This window comes from Clostridium sp. CTA-17 (assembly GCF_054767895.1).
Map to the genome: position 1 here is coordinate 966,266 of NZ_BAAABF010000001.1, position 19,297 is coordinate 985,562.

The following is a 19,297-nucleotide window of genomic DNA, read 5'->3' on the forward strand; positions in this document are numbered from 1 at the left end:
ATTAATTTATAAAAGATCCATTATAAACCAATATAAATTCCAACGAAAATAATGAATTTTTTATAATTATTGCTTATTACTCATAATCTTTCCAATAATATTATACTTCCTAAATCAAGATTAGCCAACAATTATAAAACAAATCTTTTTAAAATTCCACCATTTTTGTTTACTAAATTGTAATTTTTCTATTCTTTTGTAGATTTCATTATACTAAAACATTTTCAATAAAAGTTATATTTATAATAAAAAAATACACGTTATGCAAATTTAAAATTTACATAACGTGTACTCATTTATTAAAACTTTATAATAGATTTAAATCTTCGCTAAGCGTTGATATATCTATTATTTGTTCATTCCTTCTTCTACAGCAACAGCAACTGCAACAGTAGCTCCTACCATTGGGTTGTTACCCATACCGATAAGACCCATCATTTCAACGTGAGCTGGAACTGATGATGATCCTGCGAATTGTGCATCTGAGTGCATTCTTCCCATAGTATCAGTCATACCGTATGAAGCTGGACCAGCAGCCATGTTATCTGGGTGAAGAGTTCTTCCTGTACCACCACCTGATGCTACTGAGAAGTATTTCTTACCTTGCTCAACACATTCTTTTTTGTATGTTCCAGCAACTGGGTGTTGGAATCTTGTTGGGTTAGTTGAGTTACCAGTGATTGATACGTCAACTCCCTCATGATGCATTATAGCAACACCTTCTCTAACGTCGTCTGAACCGTAGCATTTAACTTTAGCTCTTGGACCGTTTGAGTATGGAGTTTCTTTAACGATGTTTAATTTACCAGTTACATAGTCAAATTTAGTTTCAACATATGTAAATCCGTTGATTCTTGAAATTATGAATGCAGCATCTTTTCCAAGACCGTTTAATATAACTCTTAAAGGCTCTTTTCTAACTTTGTTAGCTTTTTCAGCTATTTTGATAGCCCCTTCAGCAGCAGCGAATGATTCGTGTCCTGCTAAGAATGCGAAACATTTAGTTTCATCTCTTAAAAGCATAGCTCCTAAGTTTCCGTGTCCTAATCCAACTTTTCTGTCATCAGCAACAGATCCTGGAATACAGAAAGCTTGTAATCCTTCTCCGATAGCTTCAGCAGCATCAGCAGCAGTTTTACATCCTTTCTTGATTGCTATAGCAGCACCTAAAGTATAAGCCCATCCAGCATTTTCGAATGCTATTGGTTGAGTTTCTTTAACGATTGTATAAGGATCGATTCCTAAATTTTCGCAAACTACTTTAGCATCTTCTATTGTTTCCATTCCGTACTTTTCTAATACAGGTTGTATTTGGTTAATTCTTCTTTCATAACTTTCAAATAATGCCATTTTATTATCCTCCTTCAATAATGAATATATAGATTATTCGTGTCTTGGATCTATAGTTCTAACAGCTTCGTCAAATCTTCCGTATTGACCAGTAGCTTTTTCCATTGCTTCGTTAGCATTCATTCCTTTAGCTACCATTTCCATCATTCTACCTAAGTGAACGAATCTGTATCCTATGATTTGATCATCTGCATCTAAAGCTACTTTTGTTACATATCCTTCAGCCATTTCAAGGTATCTTGGTCCTTTAGCTAAAGTTCCGTACATAGTACCTACTTGTGATCTTAATCCTTTTCCTAAGTCCTCAAGACCTGCTCCTATTGGTAGTCCACCTTCTGAGAAAGCAGTTTGGCTTCTACCATAAACTATTTGAAGGAATAATTCTCTCATTGCAGTATTTATAGCATCACAAACTAAGTCTGTGTTTAAAGCCTCTAATATAGTTTTTCCTGGTAATATTTCTGAAGCCATAGCAGCTGAGTGAGTCATACCTGAACATCCTATAGTTTCTATTAAAGCTTCTTCTATGATACCATCTTTAACGTTTAAAGTTAATTTACATGCTCCTTGTTGTGGTGCACACCAGCCAACTCCATGAGTTAAACCTGAAACATCTTTTATTTCTCTTGATTGAACCCATCTACCTTCTACAGGGATTGGTGCTGGACCGTGGTTTGGACCTTTAGCAATTACACACATTTCTTGAACTTCGCTTGAATACATCATATTCATTTCTCCTCCCTAAAAAATAACTTATAGTAAAAAAATTACTATATCTATTCCTCTTAACAACTTGGGACTTTTTTCGTCCCTATGGGATATTAAATTACCCTCACGTCTATTTTAACAAAACAATGGCGATGTAACAATATATTTCTAAAAATTTTTCTAAAAAAACTCAATATTTTTTTATTTTATTACAACATTTGAGAATAATTCTCATATTTTTTCCCAAATTATTCAAAACAAATTATATTTTTACCTATTAATCCTTTTCAATAAATATTTTAAAATCTAATAATTTACAAATTCATAAAATGTGCTTTATATCACATTTTACTAATTTAAAATTTATCTCTTTGTAAAAAATATTTCTTTCTGCAAAAAACATCTCACTAAATATATTTTCTTCAATTTTTTATACTATTTTTATTTAATAAAATAAATCTCATCTTATATTCTATGTAATTTAATAAGGTGCATCTCAAAATGAGGTGCACCTTATATTATAATTTGTATTACTATCTTGCAGTTCTTAAAGTTAAGCTTTCTTTACTTGAAACTTCCCCATTTGAATATTTAGCTGCAATCTTAAAGTTATAAATTGTGTGTCTATTTAACTTTTTAAATGTATAAGAAGTTTCATCCTTTCCTATTTCAGCTACCTTCTTACCATCCTTATAAAGAATATATCCTTCTAAGCCTTCTGTTGTTTCTGGTTCTGTCCAAGTTACAGTTACATCCCTCTTATTTATTTCTGATGATTTAAAATCTCTTACTGGATTTACAACAATTTCAGGACTAGTTCCTTCTATTATATTAACTGTTTTTTCAGTTCCTGTAATCTCATGGACTACTCCTTCTCCATCTCCAACTGCTGAATTGGTTACGCTTAAATTACTTCCTTCTGTTTTAGCTTCTGCTCTTAAAACAACTTTTGCTAAAACTTCTTTAGCTGGCAATGGTTCTCCAGTTAAAGAACTTACAAGCACTCTAACCTTTCCATCTTCTATTTTCTTAGCATTTACAAACACTCCATCATCAGAAATTGTTTCTACATATTCAAAGGCATTTTCATCATAATTTAGTGTAAAATCATAAGCAAAAGCTTCTGCATTTACTAATTCGTCTATACCCACTCCAACTTCTAAGTTTTCTCCAACTTGAACTTCCTCTAAAGCTTCAAGAGATACACTTCCTGTTACCTCAGCATTTTCTTTTAACTTTTCATGAACATTAACCTCTGCAGCAGTAGCAAATTTTCCTCTACCATTTGCTTGATCTGAAACACTATCTGTAACATCTAATCTTACATATTTAGCATCAACACTATCAAATTCTATAAATTTAATAGCTGCATTATCTTCTAAAGTTCCAGTTTTAACTTCTGTAAAGTTTTCTCCATCTAAACTAACAGATACTTTATACCCTGTTATTCTTCCATTTTTACTATCTTGTCTTGGAGCATATTTAACTTTATTTATTTCATATACATTATCTAATTCTAAAGTTAAATAATGAGGACCTCCATGAGCAGGTGCTGACCATTTACTATGCCAGAAAGTGTTCATATCACCATCTGAAGCAAAGGAAGCTGGTGCATTTTCCCCTGAAGTCTCTTCAGATGAAGCTGTTATCTTTACTGTTCTTGGATTTATTAATGTTAAATCAAAACTTAAAGCTTCTTGTATAAATGATTGAGCAACCTTTTCAGATATAACTGCAAAGCTACTTAAGGCTGTATTTAATTTATTTTGTGCAATTTCTTTAGCACTTTCATAAGCCTCTGTATCTTCATTTAATTGAGCTACAATCATATCTAATGAAGCTTTATCCCCTTGAGCTAAAGTAATAAGTTCATCAAGTTGTCTTGAGCATTCTTCTAAAGCAACTTCAGGTAAATTTGCCTTTAGATTATTACAAGCTTCTTCCATTCTTGCAAACTCTCCATATAACTCTTCTATAAGAGCACTTGCATCTTCTTTAGAAGATAACTTATTCCACAACTCATCCATTTTTGCTCTAAGCTCTGGAGCATCTTCTCTTCCTGATTTAGCCCAAGTTTTATTGTCCATTCTTGTTGAATGGTTTGCAAACACCTTCATATCTTCTGCTAAATCACCATAAAGCATATCAATTGCTCTATTCCAAGCCTTATCATAATCATAGTTATCCATATTCCAGCTATAGTCCGCAGCTGTGTGTATTGATATCTTTGAAAGCTCAGCATGTTCCATAGGGTTTACAGTAAAGAAATCTACATATTGATTTAATCCTTTATCTAATCCATGCATTGGTCCTAAGGCAAGTTTACCTTTAAAATAATCTGTTACTGGATAATTCCACCATACTGCCATATTTCTATTGTATATTCCACTTATAAGTTGTGCATCACTTAAAGGAATTTCATTTGTAACAACTCCAGGACCAGTCCACATAACTTCTATACTAGGATCAACAGTTTCTGCAAAAATTCTAGTATAGGCTCTAGGTTGTCCATTACTTACCATAGCTCCAGTATCATATTCTGTTGGAACTGTTATTAATGGTTTTACATCTCCCTTAGCCTTTACAAACTCTTCGTTAAATCTATTTAAAACTTGAGCATGTTTAGCTGCACTCTTATCTTGAATATCATCCCAATATATTGCAAAACTTCTTACACCCATGTTATATAAAGATTCTGCCTTTGTTATTAAATGCTTAAAATCTTCTTCCCCTGCTTCTCCATCAAATCTTATATCTATTCCTGGAGAAATACCGAAAACAAAATCAACCTTATTTTCAGCAGAAGCATCTATAAGTTCTTGCATTCTTTGCATTTCACTTTTTGGATATGGATCTCTCCATTTTTCTCTGTGATATGGATCATCTTTAGGAGCATAAATATATGTGTTTAATTTATTTTCACCATAAAATTTAATTTGATCTAGTCTATCTTGATGTGTCCAAGGAGTTCCATAAAAACCTTCTACAATACCTCTAGCGCTAACTGTTGGATAATCAGTTATATTTACTTCTGGTATATTAGATTCCTTAACTAATTGTTTAAATGTTTGAACTCCATAGAAAGTTCCATCTCCATCTTTACCTTCAATAGCTATTTTCCCATCATTTGAAACTAAAGCATACCCCTCTTCCTTTAAATTTTCTGCTGTAGTTCCATTTAAAGCTTGATCTAACTCAGGAATATTGTCATCAACCTCACCTATTATAAGGGTAGTTGAATTTGGATCATTTTCACTATTTATTTCTATGTTGTTTGCAGTTAAGAATTCCCTTAAAGCATTTACTGCATTCTCATCTGCTTCTTCTTCACCAACTAAATTTATAGAAGAAGTTATCTTAAATCCATCTCCTACAACCTCTAAATTTTCTGGTGTTGGATTTAAATTTGGAACTAAAATCTGGTTTTCCTCCCCAGTTTTAGGACCTACAGCTCTTACAGTAGTAGTTATTAAGCCGTTTGCAATAAACATACAAGCAAAAGCTGAAGTTAATAATCTTTTAAGCATTTTTCTTTTCATAGTCCCCTCCTACTTCAAAATATTCACATTTTAATTATAATACTATTTACAAGTTATGTAAATATTTTAAAAAATTGTAAGTATATTCACTTCTATCCATTCCATTATATTGATATTCTTAAACTCAATATTTTTTTGCTTGAAAATTCACAATTTCAATTAATTTTTATCTCCTGAAATTACAATTCTTGACCAAGGTAGTTCAGTTATTCCACTAAAAACTCCTTCTTCTGAATTACTTAATTGCTCTCTATATGTCCATGCTCCATTCCAAAGACCTACTTCTTTAATTCCTTTATTTAAAGTTGTTTGATAATATACTTGTTTTTCATAATCAAGTACGTTATTTTCTAAAGATGCAATTAATCCTCCATTATCTAAAAATGCAATAGTCTGATTGACTGGATTTTTATCTACTTTTTTTTCTCTTAAATCATAGAAGTAATCATCAGAATTTAATATTCCACGAACACTTTCTGTAGTAATATCTGAATTTTCTTTTTCATTTATGCTTACAAGATTATGATTTGGAATTTGTATTTTTACAACTTTAAATTCTCCATTTTCATTTATTTCCTCAAACTGAATTTTTACACTATTTTCAATTATTTTAAAAGTTATGGTCATATCTATATTTATACCTTCAAAATTTAACCTATATAAATAATATTCCCCTTCAAAATCATCAGAAATTTTTTCCGAAGTTACTTTAGGTTTAAATATATTGCCGTTTATTAAGAAATCATCTCTTGATTTACTTGCTCCCTTAATAAATTTATCTCCTATTTTATATTGAACTATATTAGGAAAATTTCTATCAACAGCTATTTCTAACTCATCACTTTTTAAAATTTCAGTATTTACTATTTCTCTTAATTCTCCATTAGCTTCTGAAATTATCTCATAATTTACAATATCTTTAGCATTAACCTCTAACTCATTTGTAAGTTGCCCAGTTACATCTATGATTTCTTCCTCAATAGAATTCTCTTTCTTCATAGACTTATAATGTGTCATAATTCTCCCCCTATTTCTAATAATTAAGCTCTTTTTATTAAAAACCTAATATATTTTTTCCATAAGTATAATTTTAAATTTACCCTTCACATAATATGTATACTACACTATTTTTACAAATATTACCATTTAATATTTAAAAAAGAGGTGTACCAAAACAATTTTTTAATAAAACTTATTTTAATACACGCTCTTTCTATGATTTACTATATATTTTATAATATTTTTCTATTATCTATTGTTATAATATTCTTCACACTTTTTCCAGTTTATAATATCAAAGAAATAATCTATATATTCTGGACGTCTATTTTGATATTTTAAATAATAAGCATGTTCCCAAACATCCATTGTTAATATAGGAATTAATCCTAAAGAAATAGGAGATGATTGATCCTTAGTTGACATAATTTCTAAATTTCCATCTTTATCACTAACTAACCATGCCCAACCAGAACCAAAAGTAGAGATTCCACATTGTTTAAATTTCTCTTTGAATTCTTCAAAAGAACCAAAATCTCTATCTATAGCATCTGCTATTTCAGCAACTGGTCTATTACAGCCTTTTCCTAAAATACTCCAGTAGAATTCATGATTGTAAACTCCACCACCTTGATTTACTAAGTCAGCCATAATATCCTCTGGCATATCATCTAAATTGCTTAAAATATCATATAGGCTTTTTCCATAAAGTTCAGGATGTTTTTCTAAAGCTTTGTTTAATTTATCTACATAAGCTTGTTGGTGTTTATCATGGTGAATTTTCACTGTTTCTTGATCTATTGATGGCTCTAAAGCATCATAAGGATAATCTAAAGGTTTTAATTTAAAACCTTCCCCCTTAGTTGAAGATGAACCTGTATAAGCTGGATACATTAATGGACTTTTTTTGTGTTTTAAAAAATTATTTTTCATTTTTTTACCTCCTCATATTTGAAATAATTTATTATTATTCTTCCCAATACCTATTTTTATATTTATTTTTTTAATTTAATACTTTGTAAAATCAAAGTTTTAAATATATAATAGCTAATAAAAAATATACCTAAAACAATTGTTAAAGTAATAATTAAATTTAATCCATCTTTACTTTGAATTATGTATAAACTATTTATTGTTCCATTAATAATATTACTATTCATTATAAATAAAGTTATCACGATATTTATCCACTTTATATCTTCAAAATCTAATTTTTCTAACAAAAGTGCATAAACAATATTAACAATTGCTATTATACTTATTGTTGTTATTAATGTGCTCTTTAAGACCCCTTCTTTAAATTGAAAAATTTCATCTTTAGTAAATATCCAAAATATTTCATTGATTATAAATCCTATAATTAAACTATCAACTAAATAAAATATATTCTTTATATACTTTTTATATATTAAATTTTTGCTTTTAAAGAAATTTTCTAAATTCTCTTTGTAATCTAACATGATCATACAAAAAGATAATATACCAACTATATATTTAAAGAAACTCCATTTTAATATGCTAGACATGAATAGAGAAAGAACCACTGAAAGAATCAATAGCTTATGTTCTATAAAATGTTTCTTAAAAGAAAAAAATACTTTAAGCATATTTAGCTCCTCCTATTCTGTAACTTATTTCCTTTACATCCATTCTAACACTTTTATCTAAATAATAATATATAATATTTCCCTCTTCCAAATTAAAACAATATTTTTAGGTAAGCTTAATTTAATTAAAGTCAACTTTTAATAAAGAAAGTAATTATTAGAAATTTAATATTTTTCAATTTATGAGAAACGTTTACACAAAGAAAATGAAAGATTTTTCAATTTTGACAATAAAATTTTGTCGTTTTATAATTGTATAGTCAATACTTAACAGAAATTTAATAAAGGAGATGATTAGGTGAATAATGCTAATGAAAACTCTAACATTACAAGTGATTTAGTATATAAAAACAGATGGTTTATATTAGCAGTATTAGTAATGCAACCATTCATGGCATGTTTAGATAGTAGCATAGTTAATGTAGCTCTTCCAATTCTTCAAAGAGAACTAGGGGCAACTATGGCTGGAACTGAATGGATTGTAAGTTCATATTTAATAATAATTTCTGCATCTATTTTAATCTTTGGTAGATTAGGAGATATGCATTCAAAAAGTTCAGTATTTATAAAAGGAATTTTAGTATTTGTTCTTGGATCTTTACTTTGTGGAATATCTCCATCACTTCCTATTTTAGTGTTATCTAGGGTTGTGCAAGCTGTTGGTGCTGCTATGTTAATGGCAACTAACCAAGGTATTATAACAGACGTTTTCCCTCCTAAGGAAAGAGGAAAAGCTCTAGGTATATCTGGTTCCTTTGTTGCCTTAGGTTCTATATTAGGACCTGCATTAGGTGGCTTCATAGTTACATACTTTACTTGGCACTATATTTTCTTAATAAATGTACCTATAGGTATAATATGCTACATATTCGCTAAAAAATATCTACCAATAAGAATTCCTAAGGAATCTGAGTCAATGGATAAACCTGGAGCAGTAATGTTTTTTATTGCTACAATTCTTATATTTACATCAATATTAATTAGCCAACATTTAGGCTTTACTAGCATATATGTAATCCTAGGATTAATAATTGGACTTATTATTCTTGCTTTCTTCTTAACCTTTGAAAACAAGACAAAAAATCCTATGCTTCATTTAAGTTTATTTAAAAAGCCAATATTCTCTGTAAGTTTAATATGTGCATTTATTTCCTTTGCTGCAATAAATACAATTAATGTTATTCAACCATTTTACTTAAATGATATTTTAGGATATAGTCCTGGAAAAATTTCAGTTATAATGACAGCTTATCCAATTGTATTATTTGTTGTTGCGCCTCTTAGTGGAACATTATCAGATAAAATAGGAAGTAAAATACTTACTTTAATAGGATTATTCTTAACAGGAGTTTCAATGATTCTATTATCATCATTAAATGGTAATTCAAGTGAAACAGCAATATTCCTTATGTTATCTTTATTAGGTTTTTCAAACGGATTATTCCAATCTCCAAATACAAACCTTATAATGTCCTCTGTTCCTAAGGATAAACTTGGAATAGCAGGAGGTACTAATGCCCTAATAAGAAATTTAGGTCTTGCCTTTGGAGTATCAGCTTCAACCTCTATTTTATATGCAAAAATGAGTAATTTAGCTGGTTTTAGAGTTTTAGGATCAATTCCTGGAAAACCTGATATATTTATTTCTGGAATGAGATTTGTCTATATTCTTGTTGCTATTTTATGTTTTGTTGGATTTATAATTTCTATAATTGAATATATTCAATCTAAAAAAATAAAAAAATAACTAAAAAACTCTCAATTAAGACGTAAATCTTAATTGAGAGTTTTTTTAGTTATTACTTTCTTGTATACTCATTATTCCTTGAGGATTATTTCCAACTTCTAATCTTGCTAAATTGTCAGGATTGCTAAAATAAATATTGCCTCCTACAAATACTAAAAGTGCTAAAATTATCACTAATAAAATGTTTTTACTTCTAAAACTCTTCTTCATTAATTCCACCCTCTTAATAAAAATAATAATCTAAGTTAAATATGGTAAGAATAAAGTTCCTAAACCTAAGAAGAAGAAAAATCCACATACATCAGTTACTGTTGTAACAAAAACAGCAGAAGCTAAAGCTGGGTCTACTTTTAATTTTTTTAAAACAACTGGTACTAAATATCCTGCAAAAGTAGCAGCAGTCATATTTAATATCATAGCTAATCCTATTACTATTCCAATTGCAGGTTTTCCTGACCAGAAAACAGCAACTATTGCAGTTACTAATCCAGTGGCAGCTCCTGTTAAAATACCAACTCCAATTTCCTTAAAGAAAATTCTCTTTGCATTTTTAAAAGTTAATTCTCCTAATGCTATACCTCTTACTATAATTGTTAAGGTTTGAGTTCCTCCATTTCCACCCATACCTGCAACAATAGGCATAAATGTAGCTAAAATTACAACCTTACTAATAGTTCCTTCAAAAAGTCCAACAGTAGCAGAAGCTAAGAAAGCAGTTATTAGGTTAACAAATAACCATGGCAATCTACTTTTTACAGATTCTTTTACAGTACTATCAACTTTTTCTTCTCCATCTACACCACCTAGACGATGTATATCCTCAGTTGTTTCTTCTTTTATAATTTCAATAACATCATCAATTGTTATTATACCTAAAAGCATATCTTTATAATCAACAACTGGTATTGTTAAAAGTCCATATTTATCAAATATATTTGCAACCTCTTCTTGGTCCATATCAAAAGGAACACTTATGACGTTTTTATTCACAATCTCTGAAATTTTTTCGTCAAACTTACTTATTACAAGTTCTCTTAAAGAAACTACCCCTTGTAATATTCCTAAGTCATCAACCACATATATGTAATAAGCTGATTCAGCCTTTGGAGCTTCTAGTTGAAGATACTCCAAGGTTTCTTTTACACTCATAGTATCCTTTATAGAAATAAACTCTGTGGCCATAACACCACCAGCTGTATCTGGTGCATATGTTAATAATTTTCTTAAATCCTTGGCATCTTGAACTGGCATACTTGAAAGTAATTTACTAGTTTCTTCACGATCTAGATTTGCCATCAAGTCTGTAAGTTCATCTGAAGCTATTAAATTTAAAACTTTCTTCTTCTTTTCTTCAGGTAAACTTTTTAATATATTTACCTTATCATCATCCTTCGCAAAATCTATAATATCTGCAATCATATTTTCTGGAAGTTTCTTTATAAGCTTAATATTTTCCTCATTCTCTTCTAATAAATCAACTATATCAGCTGGATGTATATCATCTAGAGAATCAAATTTGTTAGTTGGATATTTAGCTAAAATATCCTTTAACTTTTCTTTTGTTATTCTTTTATTCATATCATTTCCTCTTTTCCTTAAATAAGAGGAATGATAACTACCTATATTGTAATTTGCTCATTAAAGGTATATAAATGTACCATTCCTCTTATTTTTAATTTTAATCTTAAGTTCCTACTAGGGGGAACGCTTTCCATTCATACCACCTCCAAAGTGCAATAAAAATCTCAAAATATTATTTCTATATATTATATTAAGTATTTTTAAACAATTTGTAAATAAAAATTTTCATAGTTTTTTTATATTTTGTAATATTCCATAAAAATAGTTCATAAATATATAATAATAAAAATTATAATTTAGTAATTTTTAACCTCACTTTTTCTTATTTTACACAAGCATGTAGTACCTTCTATGAATATTCTTAAACTATATAACCTGTAATTTGTTTCTTTGTGTTGTGATTCTCCTTTTACATTTTATTCATATAACTACATGCAAATAAAAAAGCAGATTAGTTTTTTCTAATCTGCTTTTCATTTTAATCCTATATTCTAAATTTTAATCCTAACTCATGCCTAATTTAAATTAAGCAATTAAAGTTTAAATATTTATGAAAATTAAATGCTCTTATCAATGAGGTATGATTTACCAAAGGCAAAAAATTCTCTTGCATACATAGAGGGTACTAAATACCACTGAGTTTTACTTGTATATAAATCAACATTATCATATCCATTTCTTTTGGCTAAAAGATTACTTCTCATAGCATGAAAATCTGTGGTAATAACTAAAATATCTAAGTCTTTTATAGGCTTTCCACTTAAGTTTTCTATGATTTTCTTAGAATAATTTAGATTTTCATATGTACTAGTTGCTTTATTTTCAAGTACAATTTTATCCTTTGGCACCCCATTTTCCACTAGATATTTTGTCATTGCTTCAGCCTCAGTTATACTTTCCCCAGGACCTTGTCCACCTGATACTATAATCTCTCCATTGTATCCAGTTTTCTCTAAATATTCTACGGTCTTATCTAATCTGTCTTTTAATGTGGCAGTTAAATTTTCTCCTCTTATTCCAGCCCCTAAAACAACTATATAATCACAAGGCTTTAAGGATTTTTTAGGATAGAAAATTATTGCTCCCTCCACTATTATAAATATACTTATGCATATAAGGGCTAAAATCTTCATAGGCTTGTACACCTTTTTAAACCACTGTAATTTTAAAAGTTTATTTATTAAAAGAGTGTATAATATAATACCTATGCCTAATATTAAGTAAAAAAAACTAAAAGTTGTCTTTCCAGTTAAAGCATTAACTAAGATGTAATATGCTATGAATATTATTCCTATAAAAATCGAAATAAACTTAATAACTAAACTCTTCAAATTGATCTCCTTTCTCCAGTTCTTAATATAAAAATTTTATCAAAACTTTCCAATAAACTATATACAATAATATTACAAAAGCATATATTAAAAATTAATAATAAAACTTACAAACAGTATGAAGAAAAAATCTAATAATTCTTCCAATATGTCTGTAAGTCTTATTAAAAGTGGTTTTTATACATGCTCTCTTAATATATTAATTATTTTAATAATAATTAATTATAAAAGCTCATTAAAATCCTTAATTATTCTCTTTACGCCCTTTATTTCCTTGAAGGATTCTTTTTTTCCTAATCTATCAATAACAATTATTTCTTTTACTCCAGCATTACTTGCAGACTTTATCCCTGAAATAGCATCTTCAAAAACTATACACTCCTTAATATCCACCTCCAAAAGTTTTGCTGCCTTTAAATAAATATCTGGGTCTGGTTTACTCTTTGTATTTCCATCATCAAAGGCTATTTTATCAATTTCAAACCATTTTCTTAAATTAAAACTTTCAACAAAGAAATCAACATTTTCTTTTATAGAAGCCGTTGCTATTGTAAATGGAATTTCTTTTTCTTTTAAATAGTCAAAAAACTTCTCTGCTCCTGGTACTAATTTAAAGGTATCCTTGTCCTCCTTGCATAAATTCCTATAAAGTCTTTCCTTTTCTTTAGAAAGTTCATCTATTCTACTTTCTTCACAATCTTCTCCAATAATATACTCTAAAATAAGTTTGTTTGTTCTTCCATGTACCTTGGTTTTAAATTCCTCTTCATTAAGTTCTCTACCTCTTATCTCTTTTGAAAATTCTCTCCAAGCAATATCATGCTTTTCTGAATCCCAGAAAAGAGTTCCATTAAAATCAAAAATAACCCCTTTACAATCCATAACTCCTCCTAAAATACCATTTTTTATCATTATAACATCTGGTAATAGCCTTAATAAACTTTTTCTAAAAAATCACTTTTGTACTTAAAGTTATAAACCTGAAAGTTTTAAATTATACTTCTACTTAAATTTAAACTAAATTTCAATAAATATTCCAAAAAATTCATTTAAGATTCTCTTAAAATTATAAAAGAAATATGTTTAAATTTACTATTATATGAAATACTATTAGTGTTTAAACTTTTTTTATTTAAGGAGATGTATTTATGAGTAGTAGAACTGGAATAGTAAAATGGTTTAATCAAGAGAAAGGATATGGCTTTATTTCTTGTGATGAAGGTGATGATGTATTTGTACATATATCACAAGTGAAGGAAAAAGGACCTGAAAAAGATTTACATGAAGGTGAAAGTGTTTCTTTTGATATAACTGAAGGGGAAAAAGGCCCAATGGCTACTAATGTTCAAAAGCTATAAAAACTAAGGCTTAAACTATATTAAGTTAATAATAGGTTTTAAGATTTTAATAAAATATTCCGAGTAATCACTATAAATTATTAGTGCAAATTTACTCGGAATATTTTTATAGAGTTTATTTATAGTTTTTAATAAAGTTTCTTTTAAAAACTATTACTAACTTCTTATAGAAAATCCTGTGTTTTCTATGCAGTTTTTAATTTCACCTTCACTTGTATGCTCATTAAACATAACTTCTATACTTCCTCTAGCTACATCTACACATACCTTTTGAACACCCTCTAAATTTTCTAAGGCATTCTTAACTTGAGTTTTATTTGTAGAACTTCCTAATCCATCTACTAAACAATGAATTTTCTCCATACTAATTTCTCCTTTCAAAGTAATGTTCAAAAATAGTATGTGTAATCTACGCTATTAAAACCGTAGTATTATCTGGTATATTATCATATATCCATTTAGCATTATCTGGATTAAGCCTAATACATCCATGACTTAGTGCCTCACCAAGCCTACCATCCTTTATATACTTTCCAGTCTTATCATATAATATTGAGTGATAATAATAGCCATCCACTATCCTTGTAGCATACTTTACTGAATAATCTGCTCCAGAAAATCCTGCCTTTCTTCCATTAATAAAAAAAATCCCTTTTCTAGTAGGTGTAGAAGGCTTACCTACTGTGCTAATCCATTTATACATTCTTATCCACTTATTATTAGACTTCTTATAAATATAAGTATATTTAGTTTTTAAATTAGTTACTAAAAGATACTCAGTGCTACTTTCTAGATTATTTGAATTAACAAAGGAATCCATATCACTATTAAAATTTGTATAATTTAAAGATTTATATTTTTTTAAAGCATTAACATCCAAATTAAATCACCTAAGAAATATTAATACTATATTATACTCCTTAGGTGACTTTTAATTTCATATATTATTTTTTAATATTAAAGATATTACAAAGCTTAAATCTTTCATAAAACTTTAATTATTTTTCAAAGGGATAAACAATTCCCCAATCTTTTCTAACCTTATTCATAATTTTTGTAACATCATAAGTTAACTCTAGGCTATTAGATTCTTTATTTTCATTTATTCTAGATTCCATAAAGATAACTTCGTAATCTAAGGCCTTTTCCTCTTCTCCACACTCTATAACTTCTACTGTACCATCTAAGTAGTTTATAGTTGCCTTATTAGCTCTTGGGAAATTATCAATTGTTATAAACCCATTGTCACAAGAAACAATTCCTCTCTTAGGCATTTTAGATCTAAATGCTAGGGATATAGTTGCAATTTCATATTCCTTTGTCTTTAATATTATTCCTGACTGCTCATCTACACCAGTTTTAGCTTTCTTAACTGTACTTAAGATTTCATCTGGCATACTAGATAAGAAGTATCTTGCAAAGGATAAGGCATAAGTTCCAATATCTAAAAGTGCTCCTCCAGCTAAATCAAGATTAAAGAATCTGTTATTTTCATCATATTCCTTGAAGCTTCCAAAGGAAACTTGAACCATATTCACTTTTCCTAAGTCTTCCTTATTTATTTTCTTTATAACCTTTTCATATAAGGGCATATGAAATAAAGTCATTGCTTCTTCTAAAACTAAATTTTTCTCTCTTGCTATTTTTAAAGCTTCTTCTAACTCTTTTTCATTCACAGTTATAGCCTTTTCGCATAAAACATGCTTACTATTATTTAAACTTTTTATAATGTACTCATAATGATTACTGTGTGGTGTTGCTATATACACTACATCTATATCCTTGTCTTTTATAATCTCATCATAGCTTCCATAAGCTTTCTTAACATTATTTTCTCTTGCAAATTGTTCTGCTCTTTCCTTATTTCTAGAAGCTACTGCATAAACCTCTCCATTAACCCTATTTAAAGCCTGTGCAAAATCTCTAGCTATATTTCCTGGTCCTAATATTCCCCATTTAAGTTTTTTCATATTCTCAGCTCCTCTTTAATATAAAGTATATTATTTAAGCTTATTTTAAACTAATAATCCACTTAAAGCAAAAGTTATTTAAAAATTAAAAGGACCAATTTTAGGTCCTTTTAAAATCATATATTTTATTCTTAATTAAGTTTTGTATAAATAGAAATCTCACTATACACCCTATTAAAATATAACTTTTATTTAATTAAGCTTTTTAAGTTTCTTACAACTATACTTTCATCTACATTTCTGTTTCTTGAGCAAACTATAGCTGCTTGTATTACCGTTATTAGTATGGATGTATTTCTTCTGTAAGCAATATATTTATACTCCCAATTATGACTAAACTTCTCTTTAAAACGTCTTAATCCTTTAAAGGAGTAAAGCGCTTGTCCATTCTCATAGAATTGAAGGGCTAATTTTTCATTCCAAAAAGCATATTTAGATAAACCAACATTGGCTAAAGGAGCCATTCCCATATTGAATATTTCATATCCCTTTTCTTTTCCATACTCAATTAAATTTATGAACATAAAATCCATAACTCCCCTTGGAGTATTTTTACTAAATCTCATTAAATCCACTGAAAAGCTTTCATCATCATACATATACATTATATTAGCAAAGGCTTTTATTTCTCCCTCTCTATCCTTTAAAATAGCTATAGGAGCTTTATTTAAATAATCTTCATCAAAGAATCCCACTGAAAATCCTTTTTCTTTTCTTCCATCCAACCATTCATCTGATATTTCTCTTAAAGAATCTAGAAATTCCTTTGAAAAAGGTGGTTCAACCATGTGGAAAGTATAACCTTCCTTAGTAACCTTACTTCTTGAAGTTTTTAAGCTCTTCATTTTATTTCCTACAACTTTAAATTCTTTTACATCAACCTTAGCTTCTTCTCCAATTTTCATAAAATCATATCCATTAGAGTGAAGGTAACTTATCATTTCATCATTAACCTGATAAAAAACTGGTGTGTAACCATAGTTATCAGCATACTCACAAAACTTTTCTATTTCCCTAAATAGATTTTCATTATTTCCCACAGGATTTCCTAAAACAAAAAGCTTATCTCCATAGACTTCATATTGAATGAAAATGTCCTTATCTTCATTTAAATAAATATACTTGTCCTTTAAAAATACTAAATGAGTTAGGGAATCACCCTTGTATTCTTCTATTATCTTTTCTACATATTCGCTACATTGATCAAAGGTCTTAACAGGAATTTTTCTTCTTATATTAAAAAAGTAAATAGCTACATATATTACAGTTACTAAAGCAAAGGCTATAAATCCAAATTTATATGCCATCTTATAAGGCATTTTACGGACTATTCCTACATATTTAAGATGTGTTCCAAAGGTAATTAAAATAAAGAAATAAATTGAAAAAGATGCAATTAATATACCTGAATCTATTAAGGTATTTTTACAACTTACAACAAAACTATCCCTGTAGAACATTCTCTTACTTAAATATAAAAGGTAAGCTACAATAATTAAAAACACTAATTCATAAGGATTAATTCCCTTTGTTAAGGATAATATTATTCCTAATATAAATAAAACCATACTTGCTTTGTAAATACTTTTAGCCCTATATTTTAGCATAAGAGCTGCAAGCATTATTAAAAATCCTAGTACTACGCTCATTCCAATTGATAAGCCTAATACCTGTTTGCCTAAAATTTCTTTTAATAATTTTATCTTTAATAAATATTGAGGTGCTATATTTGATAAAACTATAATAGCTCCTGATATAAATACTAAAGCTACTACTATCTTATAAGCCACCTTAGATACTATCTCATAAGGCAATCCATTAAACTTTTTATTTATTTTCCCACCGAAATCATGGACAAAAAGTAATACACCTATAAGAGCTGGAACTATGTAATAACTTATTCTGTAAAGTATTATAACTAATAGAGTTTGTTCTATAGGAATACCTAATACTTCTAATCCAGTCATAAAAGTTAAGTCAAAGGTACCAATTCCCCCTGGAATCATACTAATCATTCCCACAACAGCTGCTTCAATATATATTGGTAAGAAAGTTATAACACTTATTGATGCTCCTGTTATTCTTAAAGTAGCATAAATTAAAATTATTGTTGTAATCCACTCTAAAAATGATATGAATATAATACCTAAGGTACTGAAAAACTCTAACTTATCACTTGTTTTGCTATATTTATAAGCTGAATAAATTATAAATCCTGGTGCATATAAAGCTATTATTCCTATAGCATATTTTATTATACCTAAGTTATTCCATGAAGATATTTGAATCCCCATATATGTACAGCAAACTATTGATAAGCCTGTTAAATTTAAGGCTACTATTTTACCAATTTCTTTCAATAATTTCTTTTTATCATTTACATAATCACCATAAAAATACTGTTTAAAGGCTAAGGATGTAGCTCCTCCAAATCCAAGTAAACTTGCAATTGAACTTGCTATCCAAGAATACTTATATAGTTTCCTATTCCTTAATCTTATTCCAACTTTTCTCTTTAAAATAAAATCATAGAAAGATAAAGGAATATAAGAAATTATACCTAATACTGCAATTATTAATAGGTTTAAAAAATCTAATTTATTTCTATACATAAAGAAATATTCTGAATTGAAATTTTTAAATACTGAAGTAAATTCCTTAACTATAAATAATATTACTACAGAAACGAATGCTATCTTAAAAAATAATTTTAATTTGTCACTTATCTTTATATTTAACTTCACCTTTTATCCTCCCCATGTTTAAAATCCAAATTTATTATACACTTTACCTTTCTTAATAATCCATTGATTAATATTTCATTTACATTACAAAAATGTAAGAATTATTTCCCTTGTATAATTTTACTTGTTAAATATTACTTTAATGTTTCACTTTCCTTATTTTTACCTTAAATATAAATAAAAAAGGACGTGTATCAAAATAACTTTTTATAAAACTTACAAACATATTCCGAGAATTACTAGATTTCGCTAAGAATTTATAATCATTACTCCGAAGATATTACTAAAGCTTCGAAACTTGCTTCGCTTCGAACAGTCTCAGCTTTTTAACGTAATATCTTCTCCGTAATAATTTAAATTCTA

At 28.4% G+C, this 19,297-nt stretch carries 16 protein-coding genes; 2 read left to right on the forward strand and 14 right to left on the reverse strand.

Going from position 1 to position 19,297, the window contains the following annotated elements; genetic code table 11:
• Positions 1 to 348: 348 nt before the first annotated feature.
• The 6 genes from ACYUCG_RS04245 to ACYUCG_RS04270 form a co-directional block, all read right to left on the reverse strand.
• On the reverse strand, positions 349 to 1,350 hold the full coding sequence (locus tag ACYUCG_RS04245) for a GGGtGRT protein (protein WP_003452142.1): 1,002 nt from the start codon (positions 1,348 to 1,350) through the stop codon (positions 349 to 351).
• Positions 1,351 to 1,383: 33 nt separating this feature from the next.
• The gene (locus ACYUCG_RS04250; protein ID WP_011592237.1) at positions 1,384 to 2,076 is read right to left on the reverse strand and encodes an iron-sulfur cluster assembly scaffold protein; all 693 of its coding nucleotides are present in this window, start codon (positions 2,074 to 2,076) and stop codon (positions 1,384 to 1,386) included.
• 515 nt (positions 2,077 to 2,591) lie between these two features.
• Positions 2,592 to 5,597, reverse strand: coding sequence for an O-GlcNAc hydrolase NagJ (gene nagJ / locus ACYUCG_RS04255; RefSeq protein ID WP_460268176.1), 3,006 nt, complete (start codon positions 5,595 to 5,597; stop codon positions 2,592 to 2,594).
• Positions 5,598 to 5,756: 159 nt separating this feature from the next.
• The gene (locus tag ACYUCG_RS04260; protein ID WP_283677659.1) at positions 5,757 to 6,614 is read right to left on the reverse strand and encodes a hypothetical protein; all 858 of its coding nucleotides are present in this window, start codon (positions 6,612 to 6,614) and stop codon (positions 5,757 to 5,759) included.
• A gap of 231 nt (positions 6,615 to 6,845) precedes the next feature.
• Positions 6,846 to 7,529, reverse strand: a complete 684-nt coding sequence (locus ACYUCG_RS04265; protein WP_060796164.1) for a superoxide dismutase — start codon at positions 7,527 to 7,529, stop codon at positions 6,846 to 6,848.
• Positions 7,530 to 7,591: 62 nt separating this feature from the next.
• A complete protein-coding gene (locus ACYUCG_RS04270; protein WP_139933377.1) occupies positions 7,592 to 8,203 on the reverse strand; it encodes a hypothetical protein in 612 nt (203 codons plus the stop codon).
• Positions 8,204 to 8,501: 298 nt separating this feature from the next.
• Between ACYUCG_RS04270 and ACYUCG_RS04275 the strand changes: the two genes are divergently transcribed.
• Positions 8,502 to 9,950 carry an MFS transporter gene (locus ACYUCG_RS04275; protein WP_283677661.1) on the forward strand — a complete coding sequence of 483 codons (1,449 nt, stop codon included), beginning with the start codon at positions 8,502 to 8,504 and terminating at the stop codon, positions 9,948 to 9,950.
• A gap of 45 nt (positions 9,951 to 9,995) precedes the next feature.
• Here the strand turns inward: ACYUCG_RS04275 and ACYUCG_RS04280 are convergent, their stop codons facing one another.
• The 4 genes from ACYUCG_RS04280 to ACYUCG_RS04295 form a co-directional block, all read right to left on the reverse strand.
• A complete protein-coding gene (locus tag ACYUCG_RS04280) occupies positions 9,996 to 10,160 on the reverse strand; it encodes a hypothetical protein (RefSeq protein WP_164818191.1) in 165 nt (54 codons plus the stop codon).
• Positions 10,161 to 10,190: 30 nt separating this feature from the next.
• Positions 10,191 to 11,528, reverse strand: a complete 1,338-nt coding sequence (gene mgtE / locus ACYUCG_RS04285) for a magnesium transporter (protein ID WP_139933379.1) — start codon at positions 11,526 to 11,528, stop codon at positions 10,191 to 10,193.
• Positions 11,529 to 12,088: 560 nt separating this feature from the next.
• Positions 12,089 to 12,862, reverse strand: coding sequence for a YdcF family protein (locus tag ACYUCG_RS04290; protein ID WP_283704456.1), 774 nt, complete (start codon positions 12,860 to 12,862; stop codon positions 12,089 to 12,091).
• 222 nt (positions 12,863 to 13,084) lie between these two features.
• A complete protein-coding gene (locus ACYUCG_RS04295) occupies positions 13,085 to 13,744 on the reverse strand; it encodes an HAD family hydrolase (RefSeq protein ID WP_460268178.1) in 660 nt (219 codons plus the stop codon).
• Between the two features lie 266 nt (positions 13,745 to 14,010).
• On the opposite strand from ACYUCG_RS04295, the gene ACYUCG_RS04300 reads away from it, so the two are divergent.
• On the forward strand, positions 14,011 to 14,220 hold the full coding sequence (locus ACYUCG_RS04300) for a cold-shock protein (protein WP_060796588.1): 210 nt from the start codon (positions 14,011 to 14,013) through the stop codon (positions 14,218 to 14,220).
• A gap of 156 nt (positions 14,221 to 14,376) precedes the next feature.
• On the opposite strand, the gene ACYUCG_RS04305 is transcribed toward ACYUCG_RS04300, so the two are convergent.
• From ACYUCG_RS04305 to mprF, 4 genes are all read right to left on the reverse strand, one after another.
• The gene (locus ACYUCG_RS04305; RefSeq protein WP_003452114.1) at positions 14,377 to 14,583 is read right to left on the reverse strand and encodes a heavy-metal-associated domain-containing protein; all 207 of its coding nucleotides are present in this window, start codon (positions 14,581 to 14,583) and stop codon (positions 14,377 to 14,379) included.
• A 46-nt stretch (positions 14,584 to 14,629) separates the two neighbouring features.
• On the reverse strand, positions 14,630 to 15,100 hold the full coding sequence (locus ACYUCG_RS04310) for a L,D-transpeptidase (RefSeq protein WP_460268179.1): 471 nt from the start codon (positions 15,098 to 15,100) through the stop codon (positions 14,630 to 14,632).
• A gap of 118 nt (positions 15,101 to 15,218) precedes the next feature.
• Entirely contained in the window at positions 15,219 to 16,190 is a 972-nt protein-coding gene (locus ACYUCG_RS04315) for a Gfo/Idh/MocA family protein (RefSeq protein WP_460268180.1), read from the reverse strand.
• Positions 16,191 to 16,378: 188 nt separating this feature from the next.
• Positions 16,379 to 18,934, reverse strand: coding sequence for a bifunctional lysylphosphatidylglycerol flippase/synthetase MprF (mprF, locus tag ACYUCG_RS04320; RefSeq protein WP_460268181.1), 2,556 nt, complete (start codon positions 18,932 to 18,934; stop codon positions 16,379 to 16,381).
• Between the last annotated feature and the right edge of the window lie 363 nt (positions 18,935 to 19,297).